Genomic DNA, 16,418 nt, shown 5'->3' with positions numbered 1-16,418 from the left:
GTCACCGTCCCTTTCCGGGTTCCTCGATACCTTGGAGCGAAAGCAACAGGTCCTTGACCGCGGTGCCTGCCAGCTTGCCCGAACTCTCCACTTCGGACGGAACGGCCGGGTCGGAACACAGCAGCACCGGGCCGTCCTGCGGCGAGTCGGGTAACCTCCCGTGCGAGCCGCGCACCCAGCGCGGATCCGTGGGCACCACGTTCATCGTGTAGCGCAGGCCCGCCTTCTTGCGCGCCAGGTTCAGCAGCGCCTTCGGTTTGGCCAGCCGGTCGGCCGGGTCGAAGAACAGCTCGGCCGGGTCGTAGCCGGGCTTGCGGTGGATGTCCACTCCCCTGGCGAAATCGGGTGCCCGGTCGTCGTCCTGCCAGTAGTAGTAGGTGAACCAGGCCCGCGGCTCGGCGACCGCAACCAGCTCCCCGGCCCGCGCGTGATCCAGGCCGTAGCGCTGCTGCGCCTGCCGGTCCAGCACCTCGTCCACCCCTGGTAATGCCTCGACGAGGCGGCGCACCTTCGGCAGGTCGGCCTCATCGGCCACGTACACGTGGGCGATCTGGTGGTCGGCCACGGCGAACGCGCGGGAGGTCCACGGGTCCAGGTACTCCATGCCCTCCTGGGTGTAGACCTCCAGCAGCCCCTCATCGCGCAGCGCGCGGTTGATGTTCACCGGCTGGTCGGCCGGGGTGATGCCGTACTCCGACAGCGCGACCACCGGGGCCTTCGCCCGCTCGGCATCGGCCAGCAGCGGGGCCACCTCGGCGTCCACCGCCTTGGCCGCTGCCACCGCCTGCTGCGAGTCCGGGCCGTAGCGCTGCAGGTCGTAGTCCAGGTGCGGCAGGTAGACCAGCAGCAGGTCCGGCCGCTCGTCCCAGAACAGCCGCCGGGCGGCCGCGACGATCCACTTGGTGGAGGCGATCGACGCGGTCGGGCCCCAGTAGTTGAACAGCGGGAACGAACCGAGCTCCGCGGTCAGCTGGTCGTGCAGTTCCGGTGGCCGTGCGTAGCAGTCCGGGGACTTGCGGCCGTCGGCGTGGTAGACCGGGCGCGGGGTGATGGTGAAGTCGGTCGAGGCGCCCATGGCGTACCACCAGCACAGGTTCGCCGCGGTATAGCCGGGCCGGGCCGCCCGCGCGGTCTCCCAGACCTTCTCGCCACCGACCAGCTTGTTGTGCTGTCGCCACAGATAGACCTCGCCGAGTTCGCGGAAGTACCAGCCGTTGCCGACGATGCCGTGCTGCGCGGGCATCAGCCCGGTGAGGAAGGTCGACTGGGCGCTGCAGGTGACCGCGGGCAGCACCGTGCCAAGCTCCGCCTGCCAGCCACCGGCCGCCAGTCTGCTGAGGTTCGGCATGTGCCGCAGCAGTTTCGGCGTCAGCCCGACCACGTCCAGTACGAGCAGCTTGTTCACAGTCCCACCTCCTGAGCAGCCAGCCGGGCCTGGGCCCAGCGCAGTTCCTCCGCGATCCCGCCTGCCACCTCCGGCCGGTCCGGCAGCACGTTCCACGTGTAGGTCTCGACTTCGATATGCGGTTCCTCCCCCGATGCGCGCACCGCGTGCACGGCCTCCAGCAGCACCCCGGTGGTCGAGGTGAGCGGCCGGTCCGGGGCGGCGTGCAGGGGCACGTGGAAATGCACCCGCCATGGCCCCTCGGCTGGTAGCTCGTCCAGTGCCTGCGGCAGGTCGTCGGCGGCGAGCACCTCGCCGGACGGCCGCAGCTCCCGTACCTGGTGCAGGTAGCGTGGCTCGGCGAACCGGCGCAGCGCGGCCCGCGCCGGTTCGGTGCCGGGATCGGCCACCTCCAGCGCGGCCGAGGCCTGCACCTTCACCACCCGCAGCCCGGCGGCGTGGATCTGCGCCACGGCCGCAGCCGGGTCGGCGAAGGACACCGCGAGATGGCAGGTGTCCAGGCAGAGCCCGATGTGCTCGGGATCGACCCGCTCGGCCAGCCAGCCGACCGCGTCCGCCACGGTGTCCAGCACGCAGCCGGGTTCCGGTTCGACGGCGAGCCGGATCGGCCGTTCCCCGCGGGACAGCGAGGTGCGCAGCACCCGGCACACCTCCTCGAAGGCGATACCGCAGCGCAGGTCCTCCCCGCTGCCCCATGGTTCCCGCCAGCCCAGCGGCAGGGTGGAGATGCTGCCGTACTCAGCCTCGGGGGCAAGCAGGTCGGCCAGCACCGTTACACAGTCCATTGTGTACCGCAGCCGGGCCGGGCTGGTCCAGGCAGGCAGGTAGACATCATGCTTGACGACCTCGTTGTGGAAGCCGCCGTAGGGGAAGGCGTTCAGGGTCTGCACCGCGAGCCCACGGGCGTCGAGCTCGGCCGCGAGCCGGTTGCGGGCGGAGCGGTCGGCGGCCAGCCCGGCCGCCACCTCGGCGGCGAGCCAGAGCCCGACCCCGAGCCGGTCCAGCCCCAGCGACTCCCTTACCGGTACCGCATAGCCGTCCAGCTGCGCGAGGATCCCTTCCAGGTCCTCGGCCGGGTGCACATTCGTGCAGTAGGAGAGCAGCATCAGGAATCCGGCCTCGCCCCGCGCAGCACCGAGTTGCCTGCGAAGGTCTCGCCCGTCGGCTCCGCGGCGTCCATCTCGTCCACCATCAGCTTGCCGCTCTGCCCGTAGAACTCCACCGGATTGCGCCACAACACCTTGTCCACATCGGAATCGGTGAAACCGGCCTCGAGCATGGCCGCCCCCGTACGGTAGGTCTTCAGCGGGTCGGAGCGGCCCCAGTCGGCCGCGGAGTTGACCAGCATCCGCTCGGTGCCGTACTCCCGCAGGATGGCGACCATCCGGTGCTCGTCCATCTTGGTGTCCGGGTAGATGGAGAAGCCCATCCAGCAGCCCGACTCCGCGACCGGACCCACGGTCAGCTCGTTCAGGTGGTCCACCACGACCAGCTCGGGCGCGATCCCGGAGTCCCGGACCACGTCCAGGGTGCGATGCGTGCCGGCGAGCTTGTCCCGGTGCGGGGTGTGCACCAGCACCGGCAGCTCGTGCTCGATCGCCATGGCGAGCTGCCTGGCGAAGGCGTCCTCCTCGGCTTCGGTCATCGAGTCGTAGCCGACCTCGCCGACCGCGACCACCCCGTCCTTGGCCAGGTACCTCGGCAGCAGGTCGAGCACCTCGACGCAACGCGGGTCGTTCGCCTCCTTGGGGTTGAGCGCGATGGTGCAGTTGTGCCGGATACCGAACTGGGCGGCCCGGAACCGTTCCCAGCCGATCAGGCCGTCGAAGTAGTCCACGAAGGAGCCGACGCTGGTGCGCGGCTGGCCAAGCCAGAACGCCGGTTCGACCAGTGCCCGGACTCCCGCCGCGTACATCGCCTCGTAGTCGCCGGTGGTGCGCGAGGTCATGTGGATATGCGGATCGAAGATGCGCACGCTGTCTACCTACCCTCCAGGATCGCCTGTGCGTCGGCCGGGACGGTGCGCCCAGCGGCCTCGCGTTCGGCCACGTAGTCGGCAACCATCCGGACCAGTTCGTCGTCGGTGCGTTCGGCGAGGCCGGACACCGCGGCCACCGGCACGCCAACGAAAAGACACTTCAGCACGCCGTGCCGCCAGGAATGCGCATCCAGGTGCCGGGCCGCGAACGGGCCGAGCGCACCCGCGACCAGCCGGATGTCGTTGGTGCGCAGCGCGTCCTCGACGATCTGCTTACCGGTGTGCGCAACCGCCTCCGGCAGCAGGTGCAGGCCACGCAGCACCCCCCTGCGCTCGGCCGCGTCGCCGTAGCGGTAGAGGTCGAGTACCTCGGCGGCGAGCTCGGCAGGAGGCAGCACGGCCACGAGCGCGCCCAGCAGCCTGCCCCTGGCGAGATCGTCGACCGTGCCGTGCACCAGCCCTTCCGCGTCGGTCTCCTGGTGCAGCGCCGCCCTGCCCACCTTGCGGCCCACGCTCGGGAACAGCGTGCGCACCGCGGCCGGGTCCTCCCGGATGGTGCGTTCCGCCTCGGCCAGCCACGGATGCTCCGGGGCGCCGTACAGGGCCGCCTTCAGCGCGCTGATCGACCGCGCGGCCACCTCCGGGGCCGCGTGACTATGCCGGGGCAACTCGACCGCGGCCACCCCGGCATAGCCCACCTCGACCAGCGCCCGCAGCGTGCCAGCCAGATCGAGCTCGCCCTCGCCGAACTCGAGGTGCTCGTGCACGCCGGGGAGCATGTCGTCGAGCTGTACGTTGAACAGCAGTGGACCCGCCTGCCGCACGCAGTCGGCCGCGCTGCTCTCCTCGACCGCAACACAGTGGCCGACGTCGAGCGTGACACCGAGCAGTTCGGGATCGCCGAGTTCCGCACGCAGCCGCAGCACCTGGTCCAGCTGCGACACGAAATGGCCAGGCTCGGGTTCCATGGCCAGCCGCACCCCGCGGTGCACCGCCTCCTCGTGCACCGCGGCGACGCCGGTCAGCAGGCGCTGCCAGGCCGTGTCCTCGTCCAGGTTGCCGGGTTTGACCCCGGACCAGAAGGAGACGCAGTCGGCGCCGAGGTCCGCGGCGATCCGCAGGGCGCGGCGGAGGAAGTCGATCCGCACCTCCGGCTCGCAGGACAGCAGGGTCGGGTGGTGCTTGCGGCGCGGGTCCAGCAGGTAACGGGCGCCGGTCTCCACGACCACGCGCAGCCCGAGCTCGCCCAGCCGGTCCCCGACCGCGCGCACCCGCGCGGGCAGGTCTTCGGCGAAGGGGTCGAGGTGGGAGTGGTCCAGGGTCAGCGCCACCGCCGTGTAGCCCAGCTCGGAGATCACGGTGAGCGCGTCGTCCAGCCGGTGGTTGGCGAAGCCGTTGGTGCCGTATCCGAGGTGGAAGGAACTCATGTGGGGCTCACCTTCTTCGCCAGCCTGCTGGCCAGGGGCAGGGCACCGGCCAGCAGCGCGCCCGCCCGGACCGCCCCGGCCCTGGCGGCGAGGCCCGCCTGCAGCGGAACCATGCCGTGGATACCGGCCGCGGTCGCGCCGCGTACCCGCTCGGCGGAGGGCTCCCGCGCCGCGTCCAGCTGCGCCCGGCCGACGGTGGCCAGGTAGCCGGTGCCGAACCCGAATGCGGCCAGCCGCTCCGCCCTGGAACGGCCGCGCCACGGCAGCACCAGCCCGCCCGCGACCGCGGTGCCTGCCAGCGCGACCCCGGCCAGCGCACGGGAGCCGCCGTGCACCTCCCCGCCGGACAGCACGGTCACGCCGAACGCGTGCGTGCCGAGCGCGGCGGCAGCGGGTGCGGCGGCGGTCCTGTCGCCTCCGGCGCCGAGCAACACGTCCAGCGCCCGGCAGGCGGCCATGCCCAGTGGCCCGGCCACGGTGCCCTTGAGCCGGGTGTCATAGGCCCAGACGGCGGCCGCGAGCGCACTCGCGGTGCCAAGGGCACGCCGACCGCCGCCGAGCCCGGCCAGCCCGAGCCCGGCGGCGGTCAGGACACCCCCAGTGGTGAGCGCCGCGCCCGCACTCACCCTGCCGGAAGGGATCGGCCGCTCGGGGCGTTCGGCCGCGTCCAGCTCGCGGTCGGCCCAGTCGTTGAGCGCCATCCCGGCCCAGTAGAAGGACGCCGAGGCCAGCGGGAGCAGCAGCCGCCTGCCCCGCATCGGCTGGCCGGCCGCCGCGGCCCCGGCAACGGTGTCGCCGAGCACCGTCAGCGCGGCAGGCGCCCGCACGAGTTCCATCCATTCCTTCACAGTTTCGCCGCCCAGTCGGCCAGTTCCGCGGCCTGTTCGGCGAGCCGGTGCTCCTCGGTGCCCATCGGGTCCTTGAAGTAGAAGCCGAGTGCGCCCAGCGGGCCGGTCTGCCCCGCCGCGTGCGCGGCCGCTGTGAACCGCGCCAGGTCCAGTACCAGCGGCGCGGCCAGTGCGGAGTCGTATCCGGTCCAGGTGAACTGCAGGGACATCCGGGCGCCGAGGAAGCCTTCGAAGGAGACGTTGTCCCAGGCCATCTTCTGCTCGCCGAGGTCGGGGACGTTGTCGATGTGCAGCGGCGCCACCACGTCCTCGCCGAGCAGGGTGGCCAGGCCGCGGCCCTTGGAGGCCAGCTTGCTGCCGGCGTGCTCGGAGTCGGCCAGGGTCAGCCCGTCGCCGCCGCCGAGCAGGTTGGTGCCCGCCCAGGAGCGCACCCGCAACGCGCGCGAGGCGAACAGCGGCGCGAGGGCGCTGCGGACCAGGGTCTCCCCCGTCTTGCCGTCCGAACCCGCGTAGGGCAGGGACTGGCGGGCGGCGAGCTGTTCCAGCGCGGGCAGCCGGATCCCGGTGGAGGGGGTGAAGTCGACGTAGGGGCAGCCCGCGCGCAGGGCGGCGTAGGCGGCCAGCGAGCTCGGCGGCAGCACCGTGCGTCCCGGCACGGCCATGGCCGCTTCCAGCGCCTCCAGTGATCCGTGCTCGGGCAGGCCGGGGAACACCGGCTCGGTCGAGGACACGTTCAGCACCACGACCCTTGCCAGGCCGTGCCGTTCGGCGAAGCCGGTGATGTCCTCGGCCATTCTGCGGGCCGCGTCGGTCTGGGAGCCGGAGTTCGTCGCGGGGTGGTATCCCTCGCGCAGGTCCGGCTCCACCGTCTCGAACCGGCCCCGGACCGCGTCCAGCACCCGAGGAGGAACGACCCCGGACTCGCTCAGCTGAGCAGCCCGCTCGGCCAGCGGGGTGGACACGATGTCGTGCCCGCCGACGACGAGGTCGTCCCAGACGGGAAGGCGCAGTTCGTCGAAAGGCGGCTGGGCGCTGACGCATCCCGTCGCGGGCACGACCCCCGCGCGCAGGGCGAGCAGCCCGGTAATGGCCGTGGTGGCCACCGAACCTCTCGCTCCGATCAGCCACAGCCCGGTGGGCGTCGCTGCATCCATATTCCCCAGCCCCTTCCTCGGTCAGACGGCAGGCATGAAAGCGGGCCGGGGAGGGCGCCCGTGGACGCCCGCCCCGGCCCTGCCGTCAGGTTCTACTCGCTTCAGCAGGCCACGCAATACCTCCCGCAACACCTTCGATACGGTTGATCATCACTTCGGCGTCCCGGACCAGCGTGGCGCGCACCACCGTGTCGGTGACCAGCCCGGCATCACCTGCCAGCTCGGCGAACGACCGCAGCTTCCGGACCGCCTTGGCGTCCTTGCCCTTGGCCTCGGCCTTGCGGGCCTTGCCGAACTCCTTGGCCAGCGAGTTGTAGGCCGACAGCGACAGCCGGTTGGTCACCCGGAACCGGGTGAGCAGCTGGTCGATGTCCCGCATCGAGGTGGAGGATGCGAACCACACCGTCTGCTCGGCGCTGTGCCCGGCCTCGTCGGTGGCACTCACCTCGAGGGTGTGCACCCCGAGCGGCAACTGGTGCAGCGGCACCAGCTGCCCGGAGGTGATCGGCTGCCCGTCCAGGGTGGCCGACTGGGAGGCCACCCCGGAGGCCGCGTCCGTGGCCCGCCAGGAGACCACCAGGTCGGTTGCGTCCCCGTAGACCCGGCCGTTCGCCACGCCCGCCACCATCACGGTGGGCTTGGTGGCGTCGATCCGCACCGTCGCCGCCTTGTCCGGCTCGACGTTGCCTGCCTGGTCCACGGCCCGGTAGAGCAGGGTGTGCGCCCCGTCCCCGGTGATGGCGACCGGCTCGGTGTAGGTCGTCCAGTCCCCGCCGTCCAGGCTCCATTCGATCCGGTCCACCCCGGTGCCCTCGTCGGTCGCGGTCAGCGACACCGAGACGTCCCCGGCGTGCCAGCCGCTCTCGCCGGGCTCGGTGAAGCTGGCCGTGGTGACCGGGGCGGCCGCGTCCAGCTCCTTGATCTGGATGTCCCGGAACGACACGTCGTCGGCGTCACCGTGGTTCTGGATGCCGAGGAACCCCTGGGTGAGGTCGCGGTCCGGGTCGGTGCTGACGAAGTCGTTGATCAGCGTCCCGTTCAGGTAGACCTGGATGGTCTGCCCGCGCACCACGATCTCGTAGGAGTTCCACTCGCCAGGCGGGTTCAGCGCCTCGTCCCTGGCTTCCAGGTCCGCGGACTGGAAGCCGTAGATCGAGCCGGTGGTCCGCTCCGGCGCGTCGGTGGCGTCGATCTGGATCTCGTAGCCCTGGTTCACCGCGAGCCACGGATCGTTTCCGGGGTCGGGGAACCCGACGAAGATCCCGGAGTTGTCGTCCCCGGCCAGCTTCCAGTCCAGTTTCAGGCTGTACGCCCCGAACTGCTGCTCGAACCAGTACAGGCCCATACCGCCGACCGAGGCGATCGAGCAGTCCGGCTGGTGGGCGAAGGAACCGGGCCCTGCCTGGTTCCAGCCGTTCATGCTCTCCTCGGTGCCGTCGTAGAGCATCCGGTAGCCCTCGTCCGGCTGCGCGGGCTCGCAGGTCTGCGTTCCCGGCTCGGCGACCCCGGTGCCCTGGACGTTCAGCACGTCCACGTCGAACAGCCCGCCGCTGCCGCTGCCCCGGAACACCAGGTACAGCGGGTACGTGCCGCCCGGGTCGGCGATGGGCTGTGGCGCGATATCGACATAGTTCTCGAAACCGCCGGTGTTGCTCACCTCGACGGTCTGCAACAACTCGCCGTCCACCGCGCCCGCGCGGACCTCGATGGTGCCGCCCGCGCCCCCGGAGGAGACCCGGTAGCCGATGGCGTCCACGCCGGTGAGGTTCGCCGGGTCGAACTTGAGCCAGTCGCCGTCGTCGATGTAACCGACCCGTTTGCCGCCGCTGGCGGCGTCGGCCTCGACCACCTGGATGCCGTTGTGCTCGGTGAAGAACTCGGCCTGCTTCACCTTCGGTTGCAGGACGTGCTCGTCCTCACCGGTCAGTTCCGGCGCACCGGGGGCACCGTTGTCGGTGTAGTAGGCGTTGATCACCCCGAACACGTTGGCGTCCAGCCCGTGGCCCTCGTCGCCGGGCGTCTCGATCACGCCCTCGCAGCCGGTCGCCCTGCTCAGCGGGTGGCCATGCGCGTCGTGGCCGAGGATGTACTCCACGGTCACCTTGCTGCAGTCGATCTGGCCATCCTCCGGATCGGTCACGGTGACCTCGAACGGCACCGTGTCACCGAAGCCGAAGAACCCGCCGTTGACCGGCGCCCGCAGGTCCACCGTTGGTGCGGTGTTGCCCGCGGTGACCACCACGCTGGCGGCACCGCTCAGCCCGGTCTCGTCGGTCACGGTCAGCTTGGCCGTGTACTGGCCGGCCTCGCTGTAGGTGTGCGAAACCGGTCCCTGCTCGGTCGAGTCGGTGGTGCCGTCCCCATCGAAGTCCCAGGCGTAGCTCAGCGGCCCGCCGTCCGGGTCGGTCGTGCCGGCCGGATCGAAGGTGACCTCGAGCGGGGCAGGCCCGGAGGTGGTGTCCGCGCTCAGCTCCACCTGCGGGGTCCGGTTGCCCTTGGTGTAGTCGATCCGGTAGACCGCCGACTCCGGTGAGCCGCCGAAGTACCCGGTTCCGTAGTCCAGCACGTACAGCGACCCTTCCGGGCCGAACTCGATGTTCATCGGCCGGACGAGTTCCATCGACTCGAAGAAGGGTTTGATCTCACCGCGCTCGCCGTCCGGGCCGACGGTGATCTCCTTGATCCAGCCGCGGTCCCATTCGTAGGCGAAGTTCTTGCCGTCGTAGTACTCGGGGAACTTGGTGACCGAGTCGAGCTCCGGGTCGTGGTTGTAGGTCGGGCCGCCCATCGGCGACTCGCCGCCGGTGCCGAACTCCGGCACCGACCCGCCGTCATAGGGGATCCACGCGGGCTGGACCGGCGGCAGCTCGGTGCGCCCGGTGTTGTTCGGGCTCTCGTTGCGGGGTGCCGCGCAGTCGAAGGCCTCGCCGGAGGTTCCGGTGGCGAAGTCGTAGTCGATGAACGGCTGGTTGTCCCCGACGCAGTACGGCCACCCGTAGTTGCCCGGCCCCTTCACCAGGTTGAACTCGACGGTTCCGCCTGGCCCGCGGTCCGGGTCGGCCGAGCCTGCGTCCGGGCCGTAGTCACCCACGTAAAGCCAGCCGGTCTCCTTGTCCACCGCGAACCGGAACGGGTTGCGGAAACCCATGGCGTAGATCTCCGGCCGGGTCTTGTCCGTCCCCGGCTCGAAGAGGTTGCCATCGGGGATGGTGTAGCCGCCGTCGGCCTGGACGTCGATCCGCAGGATCTTGCCGCGCAGGTCATTGGTGTTGGCGGAGCTGCGCTGCGCGTCGAAGGCCGGGTTGCGGTCGGCGCGCTCGTCGATCGGCGTGTAGCCGTCCGAGGAGAACGGGTTGGTGTCGTCCCCTGTGGACAGCAGCAGGTTGCCATCGGCGTCGAAGTCGATCTCGCCACCGGCGTGGCAGCAGGTGCCCCGGTCGGCGGGGACCCGCAGGATCTGCTGCTCGCTGGCCAGGTCCAGGGTGCCATCGGCGGTCAGCTTGTACCGGGACAGCTGGTTGTAGCCTTCGAACGGGGCGAAGTCCGCCGGGGTACCGTTCGCGGGCGCGTCCCCGGCCGGGGTGTCCAGCGGCGGGGCGTAGTAGAGGTAGACCCAGTTGTTCTCGGCGAAGTCCGGGTCCACGGCGACGCCCTGCAGGCCGTCCTCGTCGTGGTTGTAGACGTCCAGCTTGGCCGCCAGCGAGGTGGTGGCCTCCGGGGTGGTCAGCCACACCTCGCCGTCCCGCGAGCTGTGCAGCACCCTGCGGTCCGGCAGCACCGCCATGGCCATCGGCTCGCCGGTCTCCGGCTCCCCCTTGGCCAGGGTGATCTGGTCGAAGTCCGAATCGGACGGTTCACCGCCCTGGTCAGGCGGCGAGCAGTCCGCCGTGCGCTCGCCCGCGGCGTAGAGGATCCCGCCGAGCAGGTGCGAGCGGAACTGCGGGTCGGCATAGGACTCGCTGGTGTGGCCGCCACCGGTGTACCAGGACCGGCCGCCGGTGTTCTCGTGGCACCAGGCGATCGGGTGGTCCCCCATCGCCCCGTCCCCCGGCTGGTAACTGGACTCGTCAAGGGAGGCCAGCACATGTACGTCCGGCCGCGGATTCTGCTGGTAGTTGTACCACTCGTCGGTGCGCGGCCACTGGTAGGGAAGTTCCGCGGTGGAGGGGTGCTGCCGGTCCTCCACGTTCACGGTGGCTTCCTGGATGTGCGGGTGCGACTGGAAGTACGCACCGACCAGGTCGCCGTACCACGGCCATTCGTACTCGGTGTCCGCGGCCGCGTGCACGCCCGCGTATCCCCCGCCGCCCTCGATGTAGCGCTCGAAGGCACCCTGCTGGGCGTCGTTCAGCACGTCGCCGGTGGTGGAGAGCCAGACCACCGCGTCGAACCTGGCCAGGTTGTCATCGGTGAAAGCGCCGGCGTCCTCGGTCGCCTCGACGGTGAACCCGTTGCCCTCCCCCAGCTCCTGGATCGCGGCGATCCCGTCCGGGATCGAGCCGTGCCGGTATCCCGCGGTCTTGGAGAAGACCAGCACGTTCGCCACATGCTGGGTTCCCGGCTGCTGTGCCTGCTGCTGCGCCTGCGGTTGTGCGGCGTTCACCGGGGAAAAGGCGCCGGCGCCGAGCCCGGTGCACAGGGCGAGCGCGGCCGCGCCGATCCGGATGGTTCGTCGTCTCGCTGAGTGGCCTTGTCTGGTACTACTGCTTCGTTGCACTGGTACCTTTCTCCCTCGCTAGCCGTACAGCACTGTGTTAGATGGCCGACCACCGTGACTCGTCGGCCGAGCTGCGCTCCACCGCGTCCAGTACGCGTTGCACGCGCAGGCCTTCGGCGAAGCTCGGTTGCGGCTCCTTTCCGGTACCGATCGCGGAAAGCAGGTCCGCGATCTCATGGGTGAAGGTGTGTTCGTAACCGAGCAGGTGCCCCGGCGGCCACCAGGCACCGAGGTACGGATGGTCGGCCTCGGTGACCAGAATGCGCCGGAACCCCGCCGCGTCCGTGGGTCCCTCCCCGTCGTAGAACCACAGCTCGTTCATCGACTCGAAATCGAAACTGAGACTGCCGCGGGATCCGTTCAGCTCGATCCGCATGGCGTTCTTCCTGCCCAGCGCGTACCGGGTCGCCTCGAAGGTCGCCAGCGCGCCACCGGCGAACCGGCCGAGGAACACCGCGCAGTCGTCCACCGTGACCTCGTCGGTGCCCTCGCCGTCGGGCAGCGGCCGCTGCCCGACAAAGGTCTCGGTCCGGCCGGTCACGCCGGTGAGGACGTCGCCGGTGACGAACTGGGTGGCATCCACGATGTGCGCGCCGATATCGCCGAGCGCGCCGGACCCGGCCTGCTCCCTGCGCAGCCGCCAGCTCATCGGCGCGTTCTCGTCGGAGAGCCAGTCCTGCAGGTACACCGCGCGCACATGCCGCAACTGCCCGAGCCTTCCCTCGGCCACCATCCGCCTTGCCAGCGCGAGCGCGGGCACCCTCCGGTAGTTGAAGGCCACCATCGAACGCACCCCGCGCTCGCCGGCCCGCCGCGCGGCCTGCGCCATCAGCTCGGCCTCGGCCACCGAGTTGGCCAGTGGTTTCTCGCAGAGCACGTGCTTGCCCGCGTCCAGTGCGGCGATCGCGATCTCGGCATGCGTGTATCCCGGCGTGCAGATATCGACAAGGTCGACGTCCTCCCGCTCGAGCAGCGCCCGCCAGTCGGTCTCCACCGACTCCCATCCGTACCGCTGCGCGGACTCCTTGGTCCTGCGCTCGTCACGCCCGCAGAGCACGCTCATCCGCGGTGTCAGTGGGACGTCGAAGAACCGGTGCACGCTGCGCCAGGCATGCGAGTGCACCGCTCCCATGAACGCATGGCCGATCATGGCCACGCCGATGGAGTCCCCCGGCCGCTCACTCATTCAGTTTCCCCTTGTCATTTCGGGACAGTGCCTGTTCCTTGCTTCAGGAGTCGAAGCCGACATCCATATAGGAGTCGACGTTCTCCTTGGTGACCACCGCGGAGTAGGTGGTGATCTCGGCCGGGATCTCGTGCTCGGCAAGGTCGCCGATCCCCTTACTCTGGCCGAGCAGCCTGGCCAGCGCGATCGCCGAGGAGGCCATCGAGGGGCTGTAGAGAACGGTCGCCTTGACCGGGCCGGAGTCCTCCTTGATCAGCCGCATCATGTTCGTCGAGCCCGCGCCGCCGACCATGAAGAAGTCGTCCCTGCCCGCGGCGTCGATCGCTGCTACCACGCCGATCCCCTGGTCGTCGTCGTGGTTCCAGAGCGCGTGCAGCGTGGGCGCGCCCTGCAACAGGTTGGCCGTCTCCTGCTGACCGGACTCCGGGCTGAAGTCGGCCGACGCCCGCGGTCCCACGCTGAACCCGTGGCGTTGCAGCGCGTCGCTGAAGCCCTTGCTGCGCTCCTGGGTCAGTGGCAGCGCGTCGATGCCCGCAATCTCGCCGATCACCGGGTTACCGATGTTCTGCCGCTTCAGCTCCTCGGCGATGTAGTTCCCCGCGTTCACCCCCATCCGGTAGTTGTCGCCGCCGATCCAGGTGCGGTACGCCAGTGGGCTGTCGAACACCCGGTCCACATTGATCACCGGGAGGTCCGCGTCCATCGCCTGCTGCGCAACCGCGGTGAGCGCCTTGCCGTCGTAGGGAAGGATCACCAGCACGTCCACCCCGGCGTTGATCAGCGACTCCACCTGCGCGACCTGCTGGTTGACGTCGTTGGTGCCCTCGGTGGCGTTCAACGTCACATCGCTGTAGTTCTCGGCCTGTGCCTTGGCGTTGATCGTCACGGCCGCCATCCAGCCGTGGTCGGCCGCGGGCGCGGAGAACCCGATGGTGACCGGCTGGCCGGGCTCGGAGTTGCTGCCCTGGTTCGCCGCGGCGGCGTCCTGCTGCTGCGGCTCGTTCGAGGTGCAGCCGGTGAGTACCGCGCCTGCGCCGAGCCCGGCCGCGCCGAAGAGGAATCCGCGTCGTGCGAGCAGGCTTGCCTTGTCTGTCATGGTTTGCTCCCGTCGGCAGCTGTGGGTTGGGACCCGGTACTACTTGGTTGTTTCGCCTTTCCCTTGCGGCGAACCGAGGTGGTGTGCTGCAGCAGCACGGCGCCGACGATGATCGCGCCCTTGGCGATGGCCTGGATGTCGGTGTCGAGGTTGTTCTGGGTGAAGATGCTGCCCAGCACAGTGAAGATCAGGACGCCGATGAGGGTGCCGACCAGGCTGCCGCGCCCGCCGGAGAGCAGGGAGCCGCCGATGACCACCGCCGCGATGGCGTCGAGCTCGTAGAGCTGGCCGCTGGTCGAGGCGCCCGAGGTGGTGCGGGCGACCACCATGATCGCCGCGATGCCGCAGCACAGCCCACTGATGCCGTAGACGAGCGCGGTGTGCCGCTTGACGTTGATCCCGGAAAGCCGGGCGGCCTCCGCGTTGCCCCCGATGGCGAAGGTGCGCCTGCCGAAGGTGGTGCGGTTGAGCACGATCCAGCCCACCACGAACACCAGTGCCAGCATGATCACCAGCACCGGGATGCCGAACAGGGAGCCCCGGAAGAAGTCGTTGAACCCGGTCTCGGTCACCACCTGGGTCTGCCTGCCGCTGAGCCGCTCGGCGAGCCCGCGGGCCGAGGCCATCATGGCCAGCGTGGTGATGAACGGGACGACTTTCCCGTAGGAGATGAGCACCCCGTTCACCAGCCCGCAGCCGAGACCGACCAGCAGGGCGCACAGCACCATGACCACCGGGCCGAAGGACTGGGTGGCGATCGTGGTCATCCAGACGCTGGAGAGGGCGACGATGGAGCCGACCGAGAGGTCGATGCCCGCGGCGATGATCACGAAGGTCATCCCGACGCTCACCACGCCGATGGACGCGGCCAGCCGCAGCACGGTGGAGAGGTTCGCCTCGGTGAGGAACGTTTCCGGCTGGGTGATGTGCCCGATCACGCACAGCAGGACCAGCACGCCTGCCAGTCCGACCAGCCGGATGTCCAGCGGGAAGGAGCGGCGCCGCGTCTCCTCCTGCTGGCGTACCGGCGGCCGGTCCAGAGTGTCCGTCATGCCGCCTTCCCCTCCATCACCATATCCAGTACGTCCTTTTCGGTCAGTTCGTTCGACGGCTTTTCCGCGACCACCTGGCCGTCCCGCAACACCAGGACCTGGTCTGCGAGCCCGAGCACCTCGGGAATCTCGCTGGAAACCAGCACGATGGCGACCCCGCTCGCGGCGAGCTCGTGGATCAGCCGGTACAGCTCCGAGCGCGCGCCGACGTCCACACCCCTGGTCGGCTCGTCCAGCAACAGCACCCGGCAGCCGTGCACCAGCCATCTGGCCACCACGGCCTTCTGCTGGTTCCCGCCGGACAGCGTGCGGATGATCCGCCGCGGATCGGCTGGCCGGAGATCCAGTCGCTCCAGTGTGGACTCCGCGTCCCTTGACTCCTTGGACCGATGGCTGAACCCGAGGCTGCTGTAGGCAGGCAGGCTGGCCAGGGTGACGTTGTGCGTGACCGACATGTCCAGCAGCAGCGCCTGGCTCTTGCGTTCCTCCGGGGCGAGGCCGACGCCCGCGTTCACCGCGGCGGACACGCTGCCAGGACGCAGGGTGCGTCCCTCGATGCTGACCTGACCGGCATCCGGCCTGCGCGCGCCGAAGATCGTCTCCAGCACCTCGCTGCGGCCCGCGCCGACCAGCCCGGCCAGCCCCACGATCTGCCCGGCGCGCACGGCGAAGCTGACGTCCTCGAACTCGCCTGCCCGGCTCAGGCCGGACACCCGCAGCACTTCCGCCCCGAACCCGGCCGAGCCCTCGCCCTCCTGCCGGAACACGTTCTCCACCTTGCGCCCGGCCATCAGGTCCACCAGGTCACCGGCCGGGGCCTCCCGTGCGTCCAGGTTGGCCGCCACGGTCCGGCCGTCCTTGATCACGGTGACCCGGTCGCCGATCCTGCGGATCTCCTCCATCCGGTGCGAGATGTAGACCACCGCGACCCCGTCCGCGGTCAGCTCGCCGACGATGCGGAACAGGTTGTCCACCTCGTCGGCGGCCAGCGCGGCCGTCGGCTCGTCGAGCACGATCAGCCGGGTGTCGTGGGCCAGCGCCCTTGCCATCGAGACCAGTTGCTGTGCCGCCGCGGGCAGCCGCCCGACCTCGGCCTCCGGGGAGATCTCCGGATGCCCCAGCCTGGCCAGCAGTGCGGCCGTCTCCGCCCTGGCCACCCCGGGCCGGGTGAAGCCGAACCGGGAGCGCTCGTGCCCGAGGAACACGTTCTCGCGCACCGAGAGCGTCGGGATCAGGTCCAGCTCCTGGTACATGGTCGCGATGCCCAGCCGCAGTGCGGCCACCGGCGAGTTGAGCGTGACCGCGGCGTCCCGCCAGCGGATCTCCCCCTCATCCGGCTGGTGGGCACCGGCCAACGTCTTGATCAGCGTGGACTTGCCTGCCCCGTTCTGGCCCAGCAGGCAGTGCACCTCACCGGCTCGCACCTCGAGGTCGACCCCGTCGAGCGCGCGCACCCCGGGGAAGGACTTCACGATGCCCCGCATCCACAGCAGCGGCCGATCGGACTCTGCGACACCCTGATTATCGCTCGGCGCGTGCAGACTTACATTCACCT

Annotated in this window: 11 protein-coding genes; all 11 read right to left on the bottom strand. The window is 70.2% G+C overall.

The window, feature by feature from the left end:
• Position 1: 1 nt before the first annotated feature.
• The 11 genes from KOI47_RS12090 to KOI47_RS12040 all read right to left on the bottom strand — a co-directional run bounded on the left by KOI47_RS12090 (position 2) and on the right by KOI47_RS12040 (position 16,347).
• Positions 2-1,405 carry an alkaline phosphatase family protein gene (locus tag KOI47_RS12090; protein ID WP_216216068.1) on the bottom strand — a complete coding sequence of 468 codons (1,404 nt, stop codon included), beginning with the start codon at positions 1,403-1,405 and terminating at the stop codon, positions 2-4.
• A complete protein-coding gene (gene eboE / locus KOI47_RS12085; RefSeq protein ID WP_216217257.1) occupies positions 1,402-2,508 on the bottom strand; it encodes a metabolite traffic protein EboE in 1,107 nt (368 codons plus the stop codon). Before eboE ends, KOI47_RS12090 begins: the two co-directional genes overlap by 4 nt.
• Positions 2,509-2,510: 2 nt before the next feature.
• Entirely contained in the window at positions 2,511-3,380 is an 870-nt protein-coding gene (locus KOI47_RS12080) for a TatD family hydrolase (RefSeq protein ID WP_216216067.1), read from the bottom strand.
• A 5-nt stretch (positions 3,381-3,385) separates the two neighbouring features.
• The gene (locus tag KOI47_RS12075; RefSeq protein ID WP_216216066.1) at positions 3,386-4,810 is read right to left on the bottom strand and encodes an EboA domain-containing protein; all 1,425 of its coding nucleotides are present in this window, start codon (positions 4,808-4,810) and stop codon (positions 3,386-3,388) included.
• The gene (locus KOI47_RS12070) at positions 4,807-5,658 is read right to left on the bottom strand and encodes an SCO3242 family prenyltransferase (RefSeq protein WP_216216065.1); all 852 of its coding nucleotides are present in this window, start codon (positions 5,656-5,658) and stop codon (positions 4,807-4,809) included. Before KOI47_RS12070 ends, KOI47_RS12075 begins: the two co-directional genes overlap by 4 nt.
• Positions 5,655-6,812 carry an inositol-3-phosphate synthase gene (locus KOI47_RS12065; protein ID WP_216216064.1) on the bottom strand — a complete coding sequence of 386 codons (1,158 nt, stop codon included), beginning with the start codon at positions 6,810-6,812 and terminating at the stop codon, positions 5,655-5,657. The genes KOI47_RS12070 and KOI47_RS12065 overlap by 4 nt, the downstream gene beginning before the upstream one ends.
• Positions 6,813-6,897: 85 nt before the next feature.
• Complete coding sequence (locus KOI47_RS12060; RefSeq protein WP_216216063.1) at positions 6,898-11,529, bottom strand: ThuA domain-containing protein; 4,632 nt, start codon at positions 11,527-11,529, stop codon at positions 6,898-6,900.
• A 37-nt stretch (positions 11,530-11,566) separates the two neighbouring features.
• The gene (locus KOI47_RS12055; RefSeq protein WP_232376697.1) at positions 11,567-12,715 is read right to left on the bottom strand and encodes a Gfo/Idh/MocA family protein; all 1,149 of its coding nucleotides are present in this window, start codon (positions 12,713-12,715) and stop codon (positions 11,567-11,569) included.
• Between the two features lie 43 nt (positions 12,716-12,758).
• Complete coding sequence (locus tag KOI47_RS12050; protein WP_216216062.1) at positions 12,759-13,811, bottom strand: substrate-binding domain-containing protein; 1,053 nt, start codon at positions 13,809-13,811, stop codon at positions 12,759-12,761.
• Positions 13,808-14,863: an ABC transporter permease gene (locus KOI47_RS12045; RefSeq protein WP_216216061.1), complete on the bottom strand. Its 1,056-nt coding sequence runs from the start codon at positions 14,861-14,863 to the stop codon at positions 13,808-13,810. The genes KOI47_RS12050 and KOI47_RS12045 overlap by 4 nt, the downstream gene beginning before the upstream one ends.
• Positions 14,860-16,347 (bottom strand): sugar ABC transporter ATP-binding protein, encoded by a 1,488-nt coding sequence (locus KOI47_RS12040; RefSeq protein ID WP_216216060.1) that lies wholly within the window; start codon positions 16,345-16,347, stop codon positions 14,860-14,862. Before KOI47_RS12040 ends, KOI47_RS12045 begins: the two co-directional genes overlap by 4 nt.
• Positions 16,348-16,418 lie beyond the last annotated feature (71 nt).

The organism is Amycolatopsis aidingensis (assembly GCF_018885265.1).
Classification (GTDB): Bacteria; Actinomycetota; Actinomycetes; order Mycobacteriales; family Pseudonocardiaceae; genus Amycolatopsis; species Amycolatopsis aidingensis.
The sequence above is the reverse complement of the archived record's forward strand: the minus strand, read 5'-3'. Positions and strand labels throughout refer to the sequence as shown.